This is a genomic window from Candidatus Magnetominusculus xianensis (assembly GCA_001541255.1).
Lineage (GTDB): Bacteria > Nitrospirota > Thermodesulfovibrionia > Thermodesulfovibrionales > Magnetobacteriaceae > Magnetominusculus > Magnetominusculus xianensis.
Genome location: LNQR01000117.1, coordinates 1 through 21,427 on the forward strand (window position 1 = coordinate 1; position 21,427 = coordinate 21,427).

Below are 21,427 nucleotides of genomic sequence, written 5' to 3' on the forward strand. Positions count from 1 at the left end.
TGCTGATAATTGTAGCTTTAGGACTGCTCTCAACCTCTACCGTAAATTGTTAAGCAATTCCTGTACCGCACAGTATTGGATGTGTCCCTAATACCCACTACTTCATATCCACCCCTCCTTGTCGGTTATGAAGATAGTATATCACAATTACTACGTCATATCATAGTTGACATGACACTATATAAGTCATCGCCATATTTTTCAGGTTTGTGAACGCGAAAAAAACTCGTGGCCGGGGGGGGTATGAAATTGAAATTGCTTGACTCCGTACTCTGCTTTGAGTTTGTTCTTAAAATAATCCACAGTTAAATTATTAAGCGCCATCTTGTTACAACTGGCAAATGCGGTTCGAATTTCACGGTTTAACAATAATATCTCAAGAGACATGGACAAATCCTGTTTCCTGGACTGTAACTCACTGCTATATACTTTCTCGAAAATAACAATAGATTCCCTGGCGTCATTAATAATCTTTATCTCCCCTTTCCTGTAGTCATCAGCAGTGAGAACTATTCCGAATACAGACATCACGATAACAATCACTAAGAGTATCTTTGTCTTAAAACTGGTAAATTTCTTACTATTCATAGCAGCCTATTATGCCCCCCATAATTAAGATAGCATTACTCCTTTTGTGATTGAAGTCATAGAATGCCATGATATAGGTATTTAAGTCAAGTGTAATGGCAGGCCTGCAGCAATTCCCAATTGAAAACGCTTGCGCACCAAAGGACAGATGTCTTTTTATCTTCATAAATAAACATATCATAATGATATGCTAAAAATATAGTGTCAATATTCTGACACTACTTGCCGCGCTCTTTGCGAAAAATATTTCTCATTTCCTTTGTACCCCCTTATTCTACGCCTTCTTTCTTATTCATTGAGAATTGCTGCTATGATATTACCATTTTGATTAACGATGAATGTATCCATAAGCACTATTTTGTCATTAGTGTCACTGTCAGATTCCTTGTTGGTATCGATTTCAATTCCACCAATGTAAATGATGTCTATCTCGTCTTTTTGGGCAAGTTTTCTCAGTTGTTTCTTCATCCAAGGAATCTGATCCTTATATGCATTGACAGTAACATCTAATAGATCATAGCCAAGCGGCTTCGGTTCTATATTATGAGTTGAAATAGTCTTCTTTATATACCTGCTAAGGGCTCTCAGGTCTGAGTCCGACGGCATTTTCATGCCCTTGAGTATTTGGTCATAGCAAGACGTTATAGCCCCACATGCCGCTGTGGAACTGTTGTGTCCATACCTTATAAATGCGCCAAACTCCTTTGTGTTTGCGTCATAGCCAATGTGTGATAGGTTTAAAATCATTAACTTATCGTCTTCTTTTACCGGCACATGATGCGCAGCAGGCATCAGGCTCTCGTAAGTCTTTATATGAGGTAAAAATAGTCCTCCAAAAAGGCGCATATTGTAGAACATTTCTATTTTAATCAACGTATCATTATTTGATATTTCTGGATAATACATTCTCATCCCATACTTGATATTGTCAATGACTGTAGTGCATTGCTCATCGAGGCAGTTGATTACAACGACAACGACATTTACACCGAGATATATTTTATATCTTTCCATTATACCATTGATGATTTTGCACAACTGGGGTATGTCAATTGCATTTTTAATAAAACTATCAACTGATACTTGTTCCATATTTACATCTCCAGTTGTTGAAGATAAAAGGGTAATTAAAATTTCAAAAAAGAACAATGCCCTGATGGGTCACATTCCGCCATCACAATAATGCCAGCAGGTACTTTCCATACCTGAATGCAAGTGATACGTTCTCCTCAAGTTCGTGAACGGTTTTAAGGAAATCAAATGACTGCTCCATTGTTTGCATCCCAAATGCGCTGCCCTTTCCAACTTCTTTGTTGATCTTCTCCAGTTGATTTGTCCTTATCAGTTCAGATATTTTTTTCGTGTTATGTAAGATTTCCATCGCCGGAACTGTCCCTTTGAAGTCTTTAAGAGGCAGGAGATGCTGCCAAATGATTGATCTTAAAACTCTTGAGAGTTGATATCTTGCGTACCGCTGTTCTCCTTCAGAGTAATAGTTTAGCATTCTGAATATTGCCTCGCCAGACCCGCCAAATGTCCGCATCACTGCAATTACCAGGGTACCTGCCTCTGCTGCGTTCATGGCCAGGTTTATGGCGTCTTTACACTGTACATCGGTAAGAATTATTACGTCTGCCTTGCTTCTGATGGCGGCATTTATTGCGTTTGAAAATTCAAGCGTGTGGACACCAACCTGGCGCTGTTCTATCAGAGAAGACTGGTTGGCATGATGAAATTCGATAATATCCTCTATGGTCACAATAAATTTCTTCTTGTTAATATTTATATGTTCAACTATGGAGGCAAGAGTTGTGGATTTGCCTGATCTGGCCTCTCCTGTTATCAGCACTAAACCGTCGTCAAGTTCAGCAATCTTTTCAAGCGATTCTTTTGGCCCTATGTCATGCAGCTCAGGGATTTTGCGTGGAATTATACGGCACGCCGCTCCAATGCCATCCTGAGCGTGGTACAGGTTAATCCTGATACTCCCGGTGTAGTCGCTTACGTACATCAGCTCCATATCCAGCCGCTTTTCAAATTGCTGTATCTGGGATTTATTTAAAATCCCGTATACCAGTTGTTTGAGTTCCTCACTACGGTAAAAAGGGCTTTCCAGGAGTTTATAAAACTTTCCATGCCGTTTGAGTACGGGACACTCATCAACAGAAAAATAAATGTCAGATGCGTTTATCTCACGTGCCGCTATAAAATAATTAACTATCTCAGGTGCATCGGCCTTGGGCTTTTTGGTCGCCTCGATTTTATATATAAAATCCTCACCCTCTGATCTGTGTTCTATATCATCCATTTCCTCTTTCCTCCATTCAAGAATATGCCTCTTTTACCGGATTGACATAATAGGTATAACTATATTCCCTGAATCTTTCTATGACCGCTTTACTGATAATCCCTGCAGTTGAGGCCTCAGCCAGTGCCTGGGTTATGCTCTTCATCCCTCTGCCTGCCCCTGCTGCCATTGTGGGCCTTAGTAGATGATATTGTTCATTGTATATCAAAGTCGATATCACAGGGTCGTTGAGGAGTATTTCAAAGACGGGTACAACTGCCGTACCTCCAGGTAACAGATTTTGCCAAAACAGCGCTTTCAGGGTCGTTGCGAGAACTTTTCTTGCTGTGTGTCTGTCGTTTTCAGGAAAGCACTCAATCATCAGTCTCAGAGCCTCGGAGACTCCGCCATTTGCACGTATCGCAGCTATTACCAAAAGACCTTTTTTCAGGGCTGAAAGAGAAAACTTTAATGTCTCATACATCGAAAAGCCATCGATGGCAAGCACCGATGCCTCACTTATTGTTCTTTCAAATGTGTTTGAAGAATCAAAAACTTCCGTCAAACTGACAAATGGCTGCTTTACTATCGAGAGCCAGTCTTTGTGAAAATACCTGGTAGGATTTTCCATCACAATGATTCTCTTGTTATAATGCTTATTTATGTAATCAACAAATGAAGCCAAAGTTTCGCTCTTGCCGGAATTGTGCTTTCCGATTGCCAGTATAAGCCCTGATTGTGTGTGTACAAGATTTTTGATTACGTCAGGCAAATCCAAAGAGTGTAGCTCAGGTATCTCCTGATAAATAGGGCTTATTGACAGCATGTAACCATTATGACCATTGGCTGCCAGCACCTTGAATGTCCCAGCCGCTTTGGATTCATAGTTAAAGCTTGATTCCTTTACAGGTTTTTCAATCTTTGCGATTGAGAGGGTTATGAGTAAGTTGACAAAATCAGAGGTCATTTTCTTATCAATCGGAGCGACCGTGTCGAGTCTTGAAATGGTATCTCCGATTCTTATATATGGACTGTCACCAGGGGCCAGGTAGAGCATCGAGCCTCTCTTTTCTTTTAAGAGGGTGCAAAAAGAATCAAACACATCAATTTTTTTTAATTTCATTTCTTAAAGCTGCCGGAAGGCGCAGGGGTAACCGCTTTCTTCAGGTACTTACCTATGTATTCATTTTCAAGCAGTTTTTTATATAAAGGACCAGAACTCCTCGACAGAAAATATGCAGAAAGAAGTAAAATCGGTATGCCAGGGATACCCGGTACTATGACGCCAATTACTCCAGCCCCGGCCAACACACCGCCGACAGCCTCATATAACCTGTTAGGTTTGCTGACCTGCTCAATCAGTGATTCAACCGGCGATTTATTCGGCGATTCATTGTAATGGCTGCTGGTATCTGACATACTGATAGTACTCAGATTCCTTAAGATGCAAGGCTCGCTGATTAATTTTTCGTCATAGAATATGGTCAGGCTGCCACAACTACCGTTTAAGGATGTCCCTGTTATACCGGACAGTGTGAGGAGTTTTGTGTTAACGGCATCAAAAAGTGCCTTATTTAATCTGAATGCCTCAGATACCACCCTCAGACGCCCGGGAATGGAATGTTTTACCTCAACAGGAATGAATATGTCAGCTCCTATGGCCCTTAAATTTTCAATCGGCCCTAAACTATCTTCAAACAAGACACACGGTGCGGTAGGGTTATCCATTGGCTGTAGTTTGCTCAGGCTTTAGTGTTTGTAACAGGAGCTGTTCTATCGCCTTAGTGGACTCGTATTGTTTAAGGGAACTATAGCCGAAAATCATTAGAACCAGCCACGCAGGGGTTGGAAGCGCAGGGGCCAGCAGAAGCGTAAGAAGCCCTGCTGATATAACAGATGCAGGAAGAACGGTGTCCTTAGCGAATGGTTTTGAGGCCAAAAATGATTTCACTACCTGTTGCGCCGGATACGCTACAGAGATTGAATTACCTTCGATATTTATCTCCATCTCATCTGCGCCATCGAAACACAGGGCATTTAATATCTCCTCGTAAGCGTTGGCAAAGTTTGAAAGCGACATGATAAAATCAATCTCGCTGCCAAGCTTCACCAATAAAGTTTCACGGGCATTGTCATTTTCGCCGCTGTCGTCAAAATAGAGTGTCACCGATGCCGCAAAACGATTCAACTGCGCCTTTTTTATCTTATTTACCCTTTTTATGGCAGCACTCAAAAAGATAAAAAAGACACGCATATCCATATCGGTTTCAACCTTCAGCCTGAGTCTGCCCCTTATATAATGGGCCGCTTTGAGTCCGAATGCGGCAGTCATTTCTGAGTGGCTCTTGTTTGTGCCTCTTTAATCTTCTCAAGCTCGTATTCTGCCCTGCTCTCTGCCGCTATATCTTTGAACTCCTCATACGAATGGCCTAAGGCAGAGAGTAAGGCGTCTTTCAACGAATAAAAGAGCTTTATCAGAGTCTTGATGAAACCTCTGTTAGGAACCATCTTTATAAAAAAAACTACGACCAGTCCCCCAACTATCCCTGCAATTACGTATCCCATATTACGCCTTGACTGCTGCCTCGGCTTTAGCGGCTTTTACGGCTTCATACTCGGCCTTGCTTTCAGCCATAATATCTTTTAGAGACTCCAAGGTCTCTCCTCCACCGGACGTAACGGCATCTGCAACTGAATATCCCATCTTTATTATCCCCTTTAAGGCACCACGCATGATATCAGACTTGCCTGCAACATAAACCACTGCCCCACCAAAAATACCGGCCAATAACTCCTCCATACCATACCTCCTTTAATCAATTGATTTATTTAGTATTACATATGGCGTTCACTAATTGCAAGATGTCAACGCCCCTTTAGCTTCATTCTTATTATAGGTTTCATCCCGTTTAAACACGCTATAATGGCCGAGCCATTGCTGATAAGAGTGCTGAGAACAGGAGATATCAGATTTAAGGCTGCAAGGGCATAAGCCGCTGCATTAAGCCCTCCGGTTATGGTATAATTCTCCTTGATGAGTGTTATGGTTTCCTTGCTTATCTCAAAGGCCATAGGAATCTTGTTAAGATTGTCGTCAAGCAGTATTACCCCGGCAGTCTCTTTTGTAATATCAGCGCCTCCTTTTACTGAAATCCCGATGTCTGCATAGGAAAGCGCTACTGAGTCATTTATCCCATCGCCAACGAAGGCCACTATATGCCCTTTGTTCTTTAAATCTATAACGACATCTGCCTTTTGCTCAGGGAGTACCTCGGCGATGCACTGGTCTATGCCCAGTGCTTTTGCTACAGGATAGGCCACTTTTTTCACGTCTCCTGTAAGCATGATTACGTTTTTAACGCCTACACGGTGAAGTTCGTCTATCATCGACTTAGCCTCTTTGCGTATCTGGTCTCTGAAGGAGATAATACCGCCAAGCCTTCCATCTATCGCAATATACAGCGCCGCCTTGCCGTCGCTGATAATCCTGTCGGTGATGTCTGCAATCTCGCCGTCTGTGGGTATAGCGTTTTCTTCAAGCATTCTCAGGCTTCCGACAAGTACGTTTTTGCCAGCAATCCAGGCATCGACGCCACGCCCGACACAGTACTGAACCGAATCACGCCTCATAAGCCTGATGTGATTGGCCTCAGCGTGTTTTACAACAGCCTCAGCTATAGGGTGCGTCATCTGAAGCTCCGCAGTAGCCGCAAATGAGACTATCTCCTCTTCCCTGTAGCCGTTAAAAGCAGTAACATCCTCCACTTTTATTACTCCGGTTGTAAGCGTCCCGGTCTTGTCGAATATTATGGTGTCGGATTTGTATAGTTTTTCCAGATAACTCCCGCCCTTTATTAATATCCCATGCGATGTAGCCGAGATCATACAGGACAGTACAGCAGTTGGCGCCGACACCCTTACTCCGGTGCCGAAATCCACTGTGAGAAGCGCTGCCAGATGGTAAAGATTTAATGTAGTAGCAAAAATTAAACCTGTTGTGATAAGCGAAGGCGCCACGATTCCATCTGCAAACTTCTCGGCGTGGTTCTGTATCTTGGTTTCATAAATTGGCGCTTCTTCCACCATTTTAACCACCTGAGCCACTTTTGTGTCATCGCCGGTTCTGAGCACTCTTACGTAGGCCTTGCCGTCCTTTATAACGGTTGCAGCAAGTACTGTATCTCCGGTTTCTTTATGAACAGGGAATGATTCGCCGGTCAACACCTGTTGGTCCACGATTATCTCACCCTCGGTTATCTGGCCATCAACCGGTATAAGATTTCCGACATTTAAGGAAACTATCTCACCCACCTCAATATCTTTAACCCGTACCTTTACCTCAACATCACCCCGTACCACCCATGCGTAATTTTCCTGAAAATCCAGGAGCTTTCGTATGGTTCGCTGCGAGCTTGACGCAGTGAGATCACGAATGTAATCGCCAAGGTGAATCAACCACACCATAGCTGAGGCATTCATAACGTCTCCGGTAAGCATCCCTACTGTCAAAGCGGCAGCATCAAGAAAGTCAACGTTAAACCTACGTTCAGTTGTTAAGCACTTGTATGCACGTTTATAGACTGGTATGCCGATATATATAATCACCGGATAGACTATGGCAAGCGCTAGTGGTGGAATGCCGCCAAGAGCGACGCTCAGGACTGTCGCAGCCGATGCCCACTTAAAATATGAGAGAGATATGTCCTTGTCCTCTTTTTTTGACAGCGCTGGTAACGTCTTCAGAGTCACAACGTCAGTGAGCGTAAGGCTGGAGACAGAGGCCATGATTATATCCGGGCGAACGGCATCCTTATCGTAAACAACGGTAAAACTCCCACAGAAGTGGTTAATGTTTACATCGGTCACACCAGGTTGTTTTCTTAGATAGCTGCCCAGCGTTCCACATAAATCCTTATATGACGCCAAAAGAGCAATATTAAAACGAAGCCGTCCCGTTATTGAGTGTTTAATTACACATTTAAGCTGCAATTTGAGCAAAGAGGTATTAATCTCTAAAAAAACAGCCGAATTTTTATGGATGTCTTTTTTGTATTCCTCTATATTGACAACGGCAGATTTAGCTGCCGGGACAGCCACATGGTCATCACTCCTGAAGACATTTTCCGATGTGCTGTAATAGGTGATTTGATCGAAATCACCGTCCGTTCTTAGCATTGTGTCCCCCTGGTTTTCACGATTCGTTTAATAAATAAAGAAATATGCAATGCCTAAAATTACATATAGTGCCAGCAGTTGTACCCCTTCCATCCAATGTGTCTGTCCGTCAGCGGAGATAAAATTGACCAACAGCACGGAGAACACTATGGATAGGGTCTCAAGGGCAGTAAAAGACAAATCCATTGGGGCAGGACCAATGAAGTAGCTTAGAAACACCATGATAGGAGCCAGGAACATGGCTACCTGAGAGCTGGAGCCAATAGCTATCGAGACCGAAACGTCCATTTTATTCTTGAGCGCCATAAAGATTGCTGTGCTGTGTTCGGCAGCATTACCAACCAGCGCCACAACTATAACTCCAACAAATACCTCGTTCATCCCTAGCGACTTAGTTGCCGATTCAAGAGATTTAACTAAAAATTCACTCATAAAGCTTATACCAACCGTTGCCGCCAGAAGTACGGACAGGGACTTACCGGTACTCCAGCCCTCTGCCCCTTTGTGGCCCTCTGCCTCTTCATCGGCAGCTCCGTACAAGTGTTTGTGGCTTTTTAGTGAAAACACAAGGCTGAACACATAGGTAGTAAATAGTACTATCGCAATGGCCAGGCTTATTGTGTTGTTCAGGCCATCTATAGCTGCGTTGGTTATCGATTGGTTTTTTAACAGCGAATGGATAACGGCTGGAACCACGAGGCCGGAAGTGCTGAGAATCAGCATCGTAGAGTTTAGATTAGCTGCCGTTGCATTGAATTTCAAAGATTTCTGTTTTAGCCCTCCGGCAAGGAAACTAAGTCCGAGGACAAGCAATATATTGCCGATTATCGAACCCGTTATCGATGCCTTGACAACACTAAACATCCCCTCTTTAATCGCAATGATTGCGATAATCAGCTCTGCGGCGTTTCCAAATGTTGCATTGAGAAATCCACCTAACCCCGGGCCGAGCTTTTCAGTCAGATGTTCGGTTGCCTTGCCCATAATTGCAGCCAGGGGTATAATGGAAATTGCCGATGCAGCAAAAATATATGTCCCGCTGCCGTGTGTAAGCTCAAGATACACCGCAACGGGGACGAAAATTAACAGGTAGTCCAGCAAACCTATTTCGATCTTTCCCAGTCCCTTTAAATTTAAAACCATTTCAGCATCCACCCAAGATAAAAAACATAGATTAGTAAAAACATAGCACCCTCATACTTTGACGGCTTCTTGTCGATAACGACAAAGGTAAAGATGATGGCGGCGAATGCCATCATCGGCAATCCCTTAGTTATAGTATCTTCAGCTACTAAAAGCACGCCGGGCTTGGGCGTAAAATAGCTGAACAGCGAGGCCACTCCGATTACTGAGAAAAAGTTAAAAATCCCCGAACCAACAATATTTCCAAGTGCAATATCCAGCTTACCCTTTCTTGCATACTTAAAGGAAATCATAAGTTCCGGCAAAGAGGAGGCAATGGCAACGGCCGTACCGGCTATGACACCTTGATTAATGTGATATATTTCAGCTATTTCATTGATATAATCGACAGTCCACTCGCCGCCAAAGTACAGCATCACGGCGCTGATGGCAAGCAGGACGTATGTAAACGCAGTTGCAGGGGCGGCCTCACCCTCATTCTCTTTTTCACCCTCCTGCTCAGAGTCGGTTTTTCTCGTAAACACCGACCAGATATATATAGCCGCACCGAAGAGAGAAAGGACTCCGTCGGCTGCTTCATAGTGACCATCATGGGTCATAAAGATAAAAAGGGCAGTGGCAGAGATATATAACGGGATATCCAGGCTGATAAGATTGATTTTTACATATTCGCCTTTAAAGAATAAAAAGGCTACCCCGAGTACTAAAAAAGTGTTAGTTATATTTGAGCCTATGACGCTGCCAGCAACGATTTCTGTCGTTCCCTTCATAACAGCAAATATTGATGCTATCATCTCGGGCAGGCACGTGCCTATTGATATTATTACAGCCCCGATAATAAATCCTGGGAGTTTAAGGGTTTTGCCTATGCGTTCGGCGCAATATGTAAACTTATCTGCCCCAAATATTAAAAGGGCAATCCCTACGGACAGCATAAAAAAAACGGCGGCGACACTATGACCCATTTATGAAGTCCTCATGAAGTACGGCTTTGCTGTGTTCAACCATAGCAGTACTATAACAAATCGTAACGTTCAAAATAAAGTGTTTGCCCTGGGTGCAATTCGCAATGTGGAAAAAAGTTGACACATATGTTATCATTAACAGCGAAACCATTACAGGGGTCGGTCATAATATGCAAACATCGCTTCAGTAACAGACAGCAGCCAGAGAGGGCAGCAGTGAATTATAGAGTTATATTTAATTCCAGAAAGCTTGAGGCATTAATGCCGGTGATAGCCATAACCTTTCTTTTTTCAGGCATAATGGCAGCAAAATTATCACAAACCTTAAGTAATTATGTTGCATCAGGGCTTTCCTCGCTTATCGGTTGTTACAAGTATGCTTCCCCTTTAGTCATTTTTCTCGTTTTGACCTATTCTCTGTCTTTTATTTTGAAAGAGAGCAGGGGGGCGTTTGCTGCGCGGTCGATTTTGTTTTTTTTAAAGACCAGGGTGCTGGCCTGCATTTGGGCGGTAGTGTTCACTTCTCTTTGCCTGAGACTATCGTTTTTTCCGCAGGCGTTTAATGGCTCATTCAATGAATTCAGAGGGTCGGTCATTACGATGATAATGTCATTGGCGCAAAATTCATTTTCATATGCTATAGCATTGGCAGTTGTGGTTTCTTTGTTGTCAAGCAAGTTTCCTTTAATCTTCAAGATAGTCAGCGTTCCCACCAGATTGATTGAGAAATTTGGCGATATACTATTTCCGCTAATACCGGTTTTCATGTTTATGGTTGGGGTTTACATCTATTACCTTCCTGCCGAGGTAAACAATATTATGATGAAAGAAGGTGCAAACGCTTTAGATTTCAGCAAGTTTAAAGTTTTTGGCATGTCGCTTGCGGTTGACAGTGCGGGGGGATTGTTCGGTATTTATATCGCTATATCAATGCTGGTTGGCATCGCTACATTGCTGTGGCATTTTGGATTTGTCTTATTTATAAGGAAGGCCGTAAGCGGGTTTTCCATTAAGCACTATTTTTCAAATTACTGGATACAGATGTTTCCTTTTTTGTTTGCCACAGCCTCAGAGTCATTGTCCATGCCTCTGAATCTTGTTTTGGTTAATAAGCATTTTCCTGATATTAATAAAATGGTAAAAGACTTCACCGTTTCCATTGGGAGTTATATAGGTATTAACGGAACTTCGATATGTGTGTTTGTGATGGCTGCGTTTGTGGCGAAATTAGTCGGGGTTGAGCTTTCTTTTGTTGAGCTTTTGATGAGCATCCCTATAGTTATTATAATCGGGCTTGGGGTGCCAGGCATTCCGGGGGAGCTGCTGCTTTTTGGCGCTCCGCTTGCGGCTTTTTACAATCTGCCGCCTTCTGTCTCTACCGTTTTTATAACTATCTTCGTGGGATTGCAGTTAGGGCTGCCGGATTCGTTCCGTTCGGGGGTCAATTCCACGGACAACAGCTTGGTTTGCATATATCTGAACTCGGAATATAAAGAAAAAAATATATAATTAAGATGGCGGAGAGGGGGGGATTCGAACCCCCGGTGGAGTCACCCCCACAACGGTTTTCGAGACCGCCGCCTTAAACCGCTCGGCAACCTCTCCGTAGTTCTGCAAAAAAATCCTTCAAAAGCCCGGCGCACTCACCCTCAAGCACACCCCTTGTGACCTCTGCCCGATGGTTCAGGCGCTCATCCGTACACAGCGCAAACAGACTCCCTGCTGCCCCACCCTTTACATCGGCACATCCATATACTACACGACTGAGCCTCGCATTTACAATCGCCCCGGCGCACATTATACACGGCTCCTTTGTCACATACAGGGTCATGCCGCTGAGCCTCCAGCCTTCAGCACTCCGTGCAGCCGCCATTCGTATTGCCGTCAGCTCGGCATGTGCCGTCGGATCATGCAGCCGCTCCTTTTCATTACACGCACTGGCGACTATCTGCCCTTTGGCGTCTACAATTACCGCCCCTACTGGTACCTCACCAGCCGAAAATGCCTTCAGTGCCTCTTTCAGTGCACATTCCATAAAATATTTGTCCGATTCTGCCGCTAAATCATCCATACGGTCAGATTATACACGAAATTATAAATTAAATCACTTGAAATTATTTATGTTGTTCATTTATACTTGTACTTTGATAAAGAGACGGGCAGTGATATAATTTGACGGTTATCGTGTCAAATATAACTATTCAATCAAACTAACGGAGGGTATCATGAGCAGAAAAATGGTAATAATGGATGGCTGCGGTGCGTGCGCGCATGTCGTTCACGCAACAAGCGAGATCATAACGATCTACCCGATAACGCCATCGAGTCCGATTGCCGAGCACTGCGACGCTAAAAGCGCCGCTGGCAAAGTCAACATCTGGGGTAATGTTCCAAAGGTAGGTATGATGCAGTCAGAGGCCGGAGTTGCCGGTGCCGTACACGGCTCGCTGGCTGCCGGTGCTCTTGCCACGACTATTTCTGCATCACAGGGACTATTGTTAATCGTCCCCAATATGTACAAAATTGCGGGTGAATTAACCCCCACCGTATTCAGCATCACTGCCCGTTCGCTGGCCGCACAGGGTCTGTCGATATTTGGTGACCACAGCGACGTTATGGGCGCAAGATCAACCGGATTTGCAATGATTTGTTCAAAGAGCGTGCAGGAGGCAATGGACTTTGCGCTGATAGCCCAGGCCGCCACTCTTGAGTCACGCATACCGTTTATGCACTTCTTCGACGGCTTCAGAACCTCTCACGAAGAGGCCAAAATTGAAGAGCTGACCTTTGACGACATGAGGGCGATGATTAACAACGACCATATCTTTGCCCATAGGTCAAGGGGACTCTCACCAGACAATCCCACAATGCGTGGTACGGCACAGAACCCTGATGTATATTTCCAGGGCCGTGAGACAGTAAATAAATACTACAATGCAGTCCCAGGCATAGTGCAAAAGGCAATGGACAAGTTCGCCGGTCTGGTCAACCGCCAGTATAAACTCTTCGATTACTACGGGGCGCCGGATGCAGAGCGCGTAGCCGTTATTCTTGGTTCAGCGGGCGACGTGATGTTAAGCACGATAAATTATCTCAACGCAAAGGGCGAAAAACTTGGTCTTATCCAGGTCAGACTCTACAGGCCATTCGACACGGCAGCCCTGGCCTCAGCGCTTCCTTCTACAGTTAAGGCTATTGCTGTATTAGACCGCACAAAAGAGCCGGGCGCGGTAGGTGAGCCTCTGTACATAGACGTAAGGACAGCCATTGGCGAGGCAATGGAGCTTGGCATAGGCAATATAAAGAGCTGGCCAAAGATAGTCGGTGGTCGCTACGGTCTCGGCTCTAAAGACTTTACCCCCGGCATGGCAAAGGCCGTATATGACAACCTCTCGGAGGGCAAGCCGAAAAACCACTTCACTGTCGGTATTGACGACGACGTAACTCACACAAGCCTTAAATTCGACAAAGGCTTAAACATTGAAGGTAAGGACGTATTCCGCGCAATGTTCTACGGACTTGGCGCTGATGGTACGGTTGGAGCTAACAAGAATACAATTAAAATCATAGGCGGCGAGACAGAAAACTACGCTCAGGGATATTTTGTCTATGACTCAAAGAAATCAGGGTCGATTACCACGAGCCACGTGCGTTTTGGTAAAGAGCAGATATCTAATCCATATCTCATCTCCCAGGCACAGTTCATCGCCTGCCACAATACCTCGTTCCTCGAGAAATACGACATGCTGGCAAATGCCGAAGAGGGCGCCATATTCCTGCTCACCACGTCAGACACCAAAGACACCGTGTGGGATAATCTGCCTATCGAGGTGCAGGAGAGCCTGATTGCCAAGAAGATGAAGTTTTATATAATAGATGCTATAGCCTTAGCGGAAGAACTAGGACTTGGCTCAAGAATCAACATGATAATGCAGACCGCGTTTTTTGTCATCTCTAACGTCATCCCTAAAGACGAGGCGATTAACGCAATCAAGGCAGAAATCAAGAAGACATACTATAAAAAGGGCGACAAGGTCCTCGATATGAACTATGCAGCCGTTGATGTAGCGCTGAAAAATATCGTTGAGGTCCCAATCCCGGCAACTGCAACCAGCAAGCTGACTATGCGCAAGGCAGTCTCTGACGATGCCCCAGACTTTGTAAAGAATGTAACGGCAACAATAATAAAGGGCAAGGGCGATACTCTTCCTGTCTCAGCCATTCCTGACGATGGCGTCTGGCCGACTGCCACTACTCAGTATGAAAAACGTGCCATTGCTGTAAATATACCGATTTGGGAGTCTGATGCATGTATCCAATGTGCTACATGTTCCTTCGTATGTCCTCACGGTTCAATAAGAGTTAAGGCATATAACGAATCTGATTTGGCCAACGCACCAGCAGGCTTTAAATCAGTCAAGGCAACTGGTAAGGAGTTCGAGGGTATGAAGTTCACGGTTCAGGTTGCCCCTGAGGATTGCGTAGGGTGCGGCTCATGTGTTGAAGCATGTCCCGGGCGCAAAAAGGACGCTGCTGGAAAGAGAACGGAAACTCGGGCAATCAACATGACAACGCTTACTGGGGTTCGTGCTGCCGAGGCTGAAAACTATAAGTTTTTCTTATCGATTCCAGAGTTAGACCAGTCCAAGGTTAAACTTACGACGGTCAAAGGGACACAGCTGGTAAGGCCTCTGTTTGAGTACTCCGGTGCATGTTCCGGCTGCGGCGAGACTCCATATATAAAACTCCTCACCCAGTTGTTTGGTGACCGCCTCTACATTGGAAATGCAACCGGTTGTTCATCTATTTACGGTGGTAATCTTCCCACAACGCCATACGCAAAAAGATCAGACGGCAGAGGCCCGACGTGGGCAAACTCACTGTTTGAGGACAACGCCGAGTTCGCACTTGGTATGAGGCAGACGGTAGATTATTTCGCAAAGCAGGCAAGAGAGCTGCTTGACCGCATTGCCCCATCATACTCCGGCGCAAAGGGGCTGTTAGATGAGCTTAAGAATGCCGATCAGTCCCATCAGGAGGCCATAGAAAAACAGCGCGGCAGGGTCGATGAACTGCTTAAACTGATTGCAAATGACAACTCAGACGACGCGAAGATGCTTAAATCATGCGCAAACTATCTCGTGAAGAAGTCCGTATGGGCACTTGGCGGCGACGGTTGGGGGTATGACATAGGATACGGCGGAGTTGACCAGGTGCTGGCCTCCGGCGAAAACATCAATATAATGATAATGGACACCGAGGTGTATTCAAACACGGGCGGGCAGATGTCAAAGGCAACCCAAAGGGGCGCAACGGCACAGTTCGCAGCCGCCGGTAAGTCAACCGCCAAGAAACAGATAGGTCTGATAATGGCGACCTACGGCAATGTATACGTAGCTCAGACATGTTTTGGAGCTAATCCTTCGCAGATAATAAAGGCAATGCTTGAGGCGGAGGCGCACGACGGTCCATCGTTAATAATTGCCTATTCACCGTGTATAGCGCACGGCGTTAATCTAACCAAGGCTGTAGATCAGATGAAAGAAGCTGTTGCCTGCGGTTACTGGCCGATTTACAGGTACAATCCGGCTCTTGAGGCAGAGGGCAAAAGCCCGATGCAGTTAGACTGCAAGGAGCCAAGTTTCAACATAGCCGACTATGCCTACTCGCAGACACGCTATATGTCTCTGAAGTCCTCGAACCCGGAAAGGGCAGCAATGCTCATGAAGGAAAACGAAGCAGATGCCAGGAGAAGATGGGAAATGCTGAAACACTGGGCGAACTGGGTACCAGCAAAACAGTAACATATAATTAACCATACCACGGGGACACTGACCTATAGGGTCTGTGTCCCAATTTTAAGGAGGTACTCAGTGGGTAACAAAGAGGTGTCTATGAAGGCATTCGTTAGGAATTGGCTATATAGAGTCTGTCCATAAACTATCGATTTTCAGGTTTGTGATCATGAGGCAGCCACAACAGACCATTGTTTTTCCCTGAGTTCATCCTCTTGTCTTTAACAGACATGGACAGTAGCGCTTTTATCAAGATTTTAGACATGGGTATCCCTTTCATTCGTTTTTTTCTATCAAAAATACATTATATCATTGTAGTTGTGGTTGTATTTTTGATAGAAGAGTATCAGTATAGTTTCAATGTTTTTACTCATCACTATATTCTTAAGCGACCTTTGAGTTATGCAGAATGTGTGAGCACATGACAGGATATGTTTTGATATTTTAGACCGTTACAGTTATAATACCGCTATGAGAGCTGAGAGCAGTATTCCCGATGAAAAGCATGTTAGTCTGCTGTACTGGTCTTTTTTTATCCTTACGATATTAACCGTTGTCTTTATTCGGCTCAGACTGCTTGGCGTTCCATTGGAAAGAGACGAGGGTGAGTATGCCTACATGGGGCAGCTCATTGCTCAGGGCATCATCCCGTATAAAGATGCTTACAGCATGAAACTCCCCGGCACTGCCTTCATGTACTATGTGATTATGTCCATATTCGGCAAGGGTATTGCGGGCATTCATTTAGGGCTGACAGTCGTAAGTCTGGCTGTCTTGCCAGCATTATTCATGTTAACTAAAAGGCTTATCAGCGAGCGGGCTGCCACTTTAGCATCTGCCTCCTGCGCAGTCATTTCTGTAAGTGTGCCGGTGTTTGGCCTTATGGCTCACGCTACACATTTTGTTGTTTTTTTTGCCGTTTGGGGCGTTTATTTTTTATATGTGGCAATAGAAGATAACAAGACATGGCTTTTGGCGGCCTCTGGCCTGTGTTTGGGAATGGCCTTTCTGATGAAACAGCATGGGATATTCTTTATCTTTTTTGCCATCACCTATCTCTACATTACGCGGGTCAGCATTAAGAATTTTATAATCAACGCCATTATCCTTACGCTTGCGTCCGCACTGCCGTTTGCGATTACATTGTTTATAATTTACAGAGGCGGGATGTTAGGTAATTTTTGGTTTTGGTGTTTTACTTACTCTGGTAAATATGTATCAAGTCTGTCGCTATTTGATGGACTGAAAAGATTTACGACTATGGCGCCAAGAATGGTCAAACATTTTACAGCATTCTGGATTTTTGGCGTTGCAGGTTTCTTTGTCCTGATTAAATCACAAATTAAGACCACAGCCCCGCACAGGCTGTTCATTTTGCTTTTTTTTATATTTTCATTCATGTCTATATTGCCGGGTTTATATTTCAGGGAACATTACTTTGTTTTAATTATTCCGGCGATTTCTATATCGGCAGCTTATTGCATAGAGCTTCTGAACAACGCGCTGACAGCGAAATTCAAGAATAAGATAATCTATACGCTTCCCATTGCCGTATTATTATCAAGCCTGATATTTACATTTACAGTGCAGGGTGAAATATATTTTAAGCTGCCTCCTATGGAGGTATCCCGCAAAATCTACACTTTGAATCCATTTATCGAATCGGTTAAGATAGCAGAATTTCTCAAAAGCCGCACCAAAGACGGTGACACTATTGCCATATTGGGTTCAGAGCCGCAGATATTATTTTATTCCGGTATTCGTTCGGCAACCGGTTATATTTATATGTACGGGCTTATGGAAGACCAGCCGTATAATCTGCAAATGCAAAAGGCGATGACCGCTGAGATTGAAAAGGCCATGCCTGCCTTCATAGTCTTTGTAAACATCCCGGCATCATGGCTTCCTTTAAAAAACACACCGCTTTACATATTCGATTGGGCAAGAAATTATATCGAGGCAAACTATGTCCTCACCGGCGTTATAGATTTTATTTATTATGACGATATTGTATACAAATTTGATGCTGAGGCGTTAAACTATAGCCCGCTGTCAAAAATATATATATGTATTTACAAACTAAAATATGGAGGTGGACATGGGTAAGGGCACAAAAATAGTTCCGGTGAGCCAGGCGGTTGGTCTTGTCCTTGCTCACGACATTACTGAAATAAGGCCGGGTGAGTTTAAGGGCAGGGCGTTTAAAAAAGGTCATGTGGTTACAGACCAGGACATAGAACACCTTCAGAGGCTTGGTAAGGAGAACCTTTTCCTGCTTGACATTGCAGCAGATGAACTCCATGAAAACGATGCTGCTCTGGCTCTGGCTAATGCCCTGACAAGGGACCGTACAAGCGGCGTATCCTTCGACCCCGAACCTAAAGAAGGGAAAATAACCCTAATCGCAGAAATCGACGGCCTGTTTAAGGTCAACAAGGACGCACTTCTGCAGTTCAACATGCTTGGCGATGTGATGTGTGCAACCCTGCATACGAACTCTGTGGTGACCAAAGGCCAAACGGTTGGGGGTGTGCGTGCGATACCGCTTGTGGTAAAAAAAGAAATCATTGAGAGGGCGCTCAATACCGCTTTGAATAAGGATACCGGTGATGGGCAGGCGCCATTGTCAGTACTGGGGATGAGGCGGCCTAAGGTTGGGGTTGTCATAACTGGAAACGAGGTCTATACGGGCAAGATACAGGATTCATTTTTGCCTGTGGTCAGGAATAAGATAAAACAATTTAACGGTCTTATTGTTGGGCAGTACTTCGCTCCGGACGACGAGGCGTTCATAGCAGGGAAACTTACAGAGCTTGCGGCAGGCGGGGCAGACCTGCTGATAACTACCGGTGGACTTTCAGTTGACCCTGATGATGTCACCTCGGCAGCAGTGCGCAGACTGCCGGTTACAGACGTGTTTTACGGTACAGCGGTGCTTCCCGGCGCCATGTTTTTGATTGCGTATATGAAGAAACCCACCGGTGACGGGCTGATTCCAATACTATGTATGCCGGCCTGCGGTATGTACCACAAGATAACGGTGTTTGACCTGTTGCTGCCGCGCGTGCTGGCTGGTGAGTACATTGACAGAGGCGCACTTGCTGAGATGGGACACGGCGGCCTGTGTTTGAACTGTAAGGAATGCAAGTATCCTGTCTGCTCATTTGGGAAATAACGGCAGCGACTGCTGCTGACGCCTCTTGACCTGTACGTCTATATGTCGTACAATATGAAAATAGGAGGTAAATACTATGCCATCAACGGAATTTAATCCGAAAGGTGAACGCTTGGAGGCTAGGGTCAGCAGCGAACAAAAACGCTTATTTAAACGGGCAGCGCAACTGCAGGGCAGCACATTGACTGATTTTGTTGTATCCACGCTGCAAGCTGTGGCAACAAAAGTCGTCAAGGAACATGATGAGGTTATGGTGCTGGATGAGCAAGACAGCAAAATCTTCCTCTCGGCGCTGTTGGATACCGAATTACCATCCGGCCGACTAAAGAAAGCGGCAGAACATTATAAAAAGATAATGGATTGACATGCCAGGATTCTTATCCTGTAACAAAGCTATTGTGCCGCTTAACAAGCATCACTATCGGGAGCCTTTCCAAAAATGTTTCTCTGAATAACTCATTTTGGGCAGCAGAGTCAGTTTACGGTTTTACGTCATAAATATGACCTCTTCGTAGGTGGTGATGCCCTCGAGCATTTTACGAATTGCGGCCTGGCGCAGGGTTATCATCCCATCGGCTGCTGCTGCACTGTATATGGCATTGAGGTCGGCATTGTCCGAAAGTGTCCTTCTCACCCTCTCTGTAAACTCCATCACCTCAAAGATAGCGGTTCGGCCCCTGTAGCCTGTGCCGCGGCACTCTATACAGCCCTCGCCGTAACTTATTGTGTGTGTGGTATTTTTATCCAGTTGCAGATATCCCGCTTCGTCCTCTGTCAACACACGCTGGCGCTTACAGTGTATGCATATCTTTCTGACAAGACGCTGGGCGATTACACCTATGAGCGTTGAACAGATGAGAAATGACTGAATGCCCAGGTCTAAAAGACGTGTAATAGAGGACGGGGAGTCGTTTGTGTGCAGCGTTGAGAGGACGAGGTGCCCGGTAAGGGCAGATTGAATGGCGTTGTCTGCGGTCTCCTTGTCTCTTATCTCACCAACCATGATGATGTCAGGGTCCTGACGCAGGATGGTGCGAAGCATTGTGGCAAATGTAACACCGATTGACTGCTGTACGCTGACCTGATTAAACTCCTCGATGACCATCTCGATAGGTTCTTCTATTGTTACAATGTTTATTTCGGGGCTGGACAACACCCTCAGTGATGAGTACAGAGTGGTCGTCTTGCCGCTTCCCGTTGGGCCTGTGACTAATATTATGCCGTTTGGCCTTTTGATAAATGAATCATACAGTTTATACTCACGGGGATAAAAGCCCAGTTTTTCAATATCCTGCATAAGCATATCGGGGTCGAATATTCTTATGACAATCTTCTCGCCAAAGGCCGTCGGCAGCGTTGATACTCGCAGCTCAAGCTCCTTGTCCTTGTGATTGGTTTTTATTCTGCCGTCTTGCGGGCGGCGTTTTTCAGTTATATCCATTCGGGAGAGCATTTTTATTCGCGAGGTTATAGGGGCGTGAACTGCCTTCGGGGTTGAGTGAACTGTATGGAGGATGCCGTCGATACGCAGTCTCACTATGGATTTTTCTCTTTTTGGCTCGATGTGTATATCGCTTGCCCGCTGTTCAAAGGCGTACTGAAAGAGATACGTTACAGCCCTGACTATGTGTGAGTCTGTGGCCTCAATTTCCCCTTGTCCTTTGAGTTTTACGAACTGCTCAAGGTTCCCAAGGTCAACGCCGGGCTGCATCTCTGCCTGTGCCGCCGCTATTGAGGAATGAAACCCGAAAAACTCCCTGACGATTCTCAGCACATCGGTCTTTGAGCTTAACACGAGGCGTGTCTTTAGATTCTTTGCGTGTTTGAGGCTCTCTACTGCCTCCATATCGTATGGGTCTATTACAGCCAGCGTGATTACCCCGGCAGTGTTCTCAACCGGCACTATCATATGCCTTAAGGCGAAGGGGCGTGGGATATGCCCTGTTACCACATCAAGCGCGAGTTTAATTGGGTCAAGCTTCTTGTACGGTATGCCTGTCTCTGTGGCTATTACTTCGGTTATGGTGTCTTCGTTGAGAAGTTTGCCCTTTGCGCCAGGTATCTCAAGCTCTAAGGCGGCAATTGCCTCAGCCGGAGTAATGACCCCGATGCCCTGTGAGGAGTTCTTAGCACCACCGGCTTCGTTAAGCTGCTGCAGCCTGAGTATCAGCTCCTCGCCCCTTGCCACGATGTCTGTGTATCGCTCTTGTGTTATCAACCGCCTTTTCAGCAGGAAGGAGGCAACTGTTTCAACTGTCAGGCGTTTCTTCGATGATTTGTCGGGCTGCCTAGTTGTCAC

The 21,427-nt window shown here is 45.1% G+C and carries 18 protein-coding genes and 1 tRNA gene; 5 read left to right on the plus strand and 14 right to left on the minus strand.

The annotated features are described in order from the left end of the window. Positions 1-201: 201 nt before the first annotated feature. The 11 genes from ASN18_RS14430 to ASN18_RS14485 form a co-directional block, all read right to left on the minus strand. Positions 202-588 carry a hypothetical protein gene (locus tag ASN18_RS14430; RefSeq protein WP_085053488.1) on the minus strand — a complete coding sequence of 129 codons (387 nt, stop codon included), beginning with the start codon at positions 586-588 and terminating at the stop codon, positions 202-204. 288 nt (positions 589-876) lie between these two features. Continuing rightward, a complete protein-coding gene (locus ASN18_RS14440; protein WP_085053490.1) occupies positions 877-1,680 on the minus strand; it encodes a hypothetical protein in 804 nt (267 codons plus the stop codon). Between the two features lie 82 nt (positions 1,681-1,762). Beyond that, positions 1,763-2,896: a type IV pilus twitching motility protein PilT gene (locus tag ASN18_RS14445; RefSeq protein ID WP_085053491.1), complete on the minus strand. Its 1,134-nt coding sequence runs from the start codon at positions 2,894-2,896 to the stop codon at positions 1,763-1,765. A gap of 16 nt (positions 2,897-2,912) precedes the next feature. Further along, positions 2,913-3,998: a P-loop NTPase family protein gene (locus ASN18_RS14450; RefSeq protein WP_085053492.1), complete on the minus strand. Its 1,086-nt coding sequence runs from the start codon at positions 3,996-3,998 to the stop codon at positions 2,913-2,915. Next, a complete protein-coding gene (locus ASN18_RS14455; RefSeq protein WP_085053493.1) occupies positions 3,995-4,603 on the minus strand; it encodes a DUF454 family protein in 609 nt (202 codons plus the stop codon). The genes ASN18_RS14450 and ASN18_RS14455 overlap by 4 nt, the downstream gene beginning before the upstream one ends. Further along, entirely contained in the window at positions 4,596-5,207 is a 612-nt protein-coding gene (locus tag ASN18_RS14460; RefSeq protein ID WP_085053494.1) for a hypothetical protein, read from the minus strand. The genes ASN18_RS14455 and ASN18_RS14460 overlap by 8 nt, the downstream gene beginning before the upstream one ends. After that, positions 5,204-5,440, minus strand: a complete 237-nt coding sequence (locus ASN18_RS14465; RefSeq protein WP_085053495.1) for a hypothetical protein — start codon at positions 5,438-5,440, stop codon at positions 5,204-5,206. Before ASN18_RS14465 ends, ASN18_RS14460 begins: the two co-directional genes overlap by 4 nt. A 1-nt stretch (position 5,441) precedes the next feature. Beyond that, entirely contained in the window at positions 5,442-5,675 is a 234-nt protein-coding gene (locus ASN18_RS14470) for a hypothetical protein (RefSeq protein ID WP_085053496.1), read from the minus strand. A gap of 65 nt (positions 5,676-5,740) precedes the next feature. Beyond that, positions 5,741-8,050 (minus strand): heavy metal translocating P-type ATPase, encoded by a 2,310-nt coding sequence (locus ASN18_RS14475; protein WP_085053497.1) that lies wholly within the window; start codon positions 8,048-8,050, stop codon positions 5,741-5,743. 27 nt (positions 8,051-8,077) lie between these two features. Further along, positions 8,078-9,193, minus strand: coding sequence for a calcium/proton exchanger (gene cax / locus ASN18_RS14480; protein ID WP_085053498.1), 1,116 nt, complete (start codon positions 9,191-9,193; stop codon positions 8,078-8,080). Further along, the gene (locus ASN18_RS14485; protein ID WP_085053499.1) at positions 9,184-10,158 is read right to left on the minus strand and encodes a calcium/sodium antiporter; all 975 of its coding nucleotides are present in this window, start codon (positions 10,156-10,158) and stop codon (positions 9,184-9,186) included. Before ASN18_RS14485 ends, cax begins: the two co-directional genes overlap by 10 nt. A 216-nt stretch (positions 10,159-10,374) precedes the next feature. Here ASN18_RS14485 and ASN18_RS14490 point away from each other — a divergent pair, with 216 nt between their 5' ends. Then, positions 10,375-11,667 carry a cation:dicarboxylate symporter family transporter gene (locus tag ASN18_RS14490; protein WP_236861788.1) on the plus strand — a complete coding sequence of 431 codons (1,293 nt, stop codon included), beginning with the start codon at positions 10,375-10,377 and terminating at the stop codon, positions 11,665-11,667. Positions 11,668-11,673: 6 nt separating this feature from the next. Here the strand turns inward: ASN18_RS14490 and ASN18_RS14495 are convergent. Continuing rightward, positions 11,674-11,763 (minus strand) — tRNA-Ser (locus tag ASN18_RS14495). Continuing rightward, complete coding sequence (gene tadA / locus ASN18_RS14500) at positions 11,741-12,229, minus strand: tRNA adenosine(34) deaminase TadA (RefSeq protein ID WP_085053501.1); 489 nt, start codon at positions 12,227-12,229, stop codon at positions 11,741-11,743. The genes ASN18_RS14495 and tadA overlap by 23 nt, the downstream gene beginning before the upstream one ends. A 154-nt stretch (positions 12,230-12,383) precedes the next feature. Here tadA and nifJ point away from each other — a divergent pair, with 154 nt between their 5' ends. The 4 genes from nifJ (at position 12,384) to ASN18_RS14520 (ending at position 19,492) form a co-directional block, all read left to right on the plus strand. Next, the gene (gene nifJ / locus ASN18_RS14505) at positions 12,384-15,962 is read left to right on the plus strand and encodes a pyruvate:ferredoxin (flavodoxin) oxidoreductase (RefSeq protein ID WP_085053502.1); all 3,579 of its coding nucleotides are present in this window, start codon (positions 12,384-12,386) and stop codon (positions 15,960-15,962) included. A gap of 462 nt (positions 15,963-16,424) precedes the next feature. Further along, positions 16,425-18,059: an ArnT family glycosyltransferase gene (locus tag ASN18_RS14510; RefSeq protein ID WP_085053503.1), complete on the plus strand. Its 1,635-nt coding sequence runs from the start codon at positions 16,425-16,427 to the stop codon at positions 18,057-18,059. Then, the gene (locus ASN18_RS14515) at positions 18,052-19,128 is read left to right on the plus strand and encodes a molybdopterin-binding protein (RefSeq protein WP_085053504.1); all 1,077 of its coding nucleotides are present in this window, start codon (positions 18,052-18,054) and stop codon (positions 19,126-19,128) included. Before ASN18_RS14510 ends, ASN18_RS14515 begins: the two co-directional genes overlap by 8 nt. A 76-nt stretch (positions 19,129-19,204) precedes the next feature. Beyond that, complete coding sequence (locus tag ASN18_RS14520) at positions 19,205-19,492, plus strand: type II toxin-antitoxin system TacA family antitoxin (RefSeq protein ID WP_085053505.1); 288 nt, start codon at positions 19,205-19,207, stop codon at positions 19,490-19,492. A 123-nt stretch (positions 19,493-19,615) separates the two neighbouring features. Here the strand turns inward: ASN18_RS14520 and ASN18_RS14525 are convergent, their stop codons facing one another. Next, on the minus strand, positions 19,616-21,427 hold the full coding sequence (locus tag ASN18_RS14525; RefSeq protein ID WP_085053506.1) for a GspE/PulE family protein: 1,812 nt from the start codon (positions 21,425-21,427) through the stop codon (positions 19,616-19,618).